This window comes from Marinococcus sp. LNSP9103-4, assembly GCF_056034345.1.
The window spans coordinates 1-1,348 of sequence record NZ_JBQLIA010000057.1 but is presented as its reverse complement, the minus strand read 5'-3'; the positions used below and the strand labels follow the sequence as shown (position 1 = coordinate 1,348).

Genomic DNA, 1,348 nt, shown 5'->3' with positions numbered 1-1,348 from the left:
ATCAACCAGGGAGATTGAACAAAGCGTACCTCGAGGTCATCGAGGGCCGCACCCTCCTGATTCGTTTAAAACCGATGGGGCCGGTGTTGGCCACCCACAACCTTTCCTCGAAAAAAGGCGTGGTCGTTGCCGACCCGCGGCATCGAGGAAAGCGAGAATCGAAGCGCCATCTTTTGATTCATGAGCTGTCGGATGCCTTCTCGAATAAAGCTGGTATTCAGTGGTTGATCGAAGCATTAGCAGAGAAATATCCGCGGCACTTGGCCGATCAACTGAAGGTCATTCAAAAGGCCATCCGGAACCATCCGAACAGCGCAGAAGCAGCTCTAACAGAAATTCAAAGGCTCCGATTAATCAGTGGCAATGATTTCCGGGACATCGCTTATTCCCTGGACCGGCAGGTCCAGCCGCCATTCTCCCCAGAGGTTCCCCTCCCTCAACCATACATCGAGTGGGAAGCGCCTGAACGATCAAGCGATACCTACTTGAACGTCTTGCATGGAGGGCGAAGAACATGAGTCATCCTTTTGACGCCTTACAACACCAATGCCGAACCTTACGGTTGGCCGAAACGGCAAAAGCGCTTCCCGCACTCCTCCGGAAAGCAGAAGCCAAAGGCTGGACGTATCATGAGTTCACCCATGAACTTCTGACGTATGAGCTTCAATGTCGGGAACAGAAGACCACCGAACGACGCATGAAATGGGCCGAGTTTCCGGAAATAAAGACCCTGGATACTTATGATTTAAAGGAACAAAACGCGCTGGCAGACAAGCAATTCAACGTGTTGAAAGAGCTGAATTGGGTGGAAGACGATTTTACGTTAATCCTGATGGGGCCGGCAGGTGCAGGCAAAACGCATCTGTCCGTCGCCTTAGGTGTGCATGCCGTCGAGCAGGGATTTCAAGTCTCTTTTGTTTCCATGGCCAACCTGATGTATATCTTAAAAACACGGGAACATACCAAAAAATCCAACACCCGGTATAAACGGATTATTGGATCAGATCTGGTCATCATCGATGATGTCATGTACATGACGTATGACGCGCACGAAGCGCATTTGTTTTTCCAATTTGTTTACGATCTTTACGGCAAGGCCGCTTTCATCCTGACGTCGAACAAAGGGCCAAATGAATGGGGCAAATTCTTAGGTGATCTCACCCTGACGACGGCGATCTTAGATCGCCTGCTTCACCGGAGCGAAATCATTACCTTTGGGGAAGAAATGGAAAGCATCCGCATGAAGTACAGACAAACGTTGTTTCCCGAAACAAGTGGTCTATCTTAATTGGTGAACGTTGATCTATCTTATTTGGGAGAAAGTGATCTATTCTACTTGACGGTTACA

General features: G+C 49.1%; 1 protein-coding gene and 1 pseudogene. Both read left to right on the top strand.

Annotation, left to right across the window (positions count from 1 at the left end; translation table 11 throughout):
* Positions 1-518: pseudogene (locus tag ACTRXG_RS16835) on the top strand (IS21 family transposase); the annotation flags it as partial.
* Positions 515-1,288: an IS21-like element helper ATPase IstB gene (istB, locus tag ACTRXG_RS16830; RefSeq protein ID WP_474286067.1), complete on the top strand. Its 774-nt coding sequence runs from the start codon at positions 515-517 to the stop codon at positions 1,286-1,288. The pseudogene ACTRXG_RS16835 and the gene istB, both read left to right, overlap by 4 nt.
* Positions 1,289-1,348 lie beyond the last annotated feature (60 nt).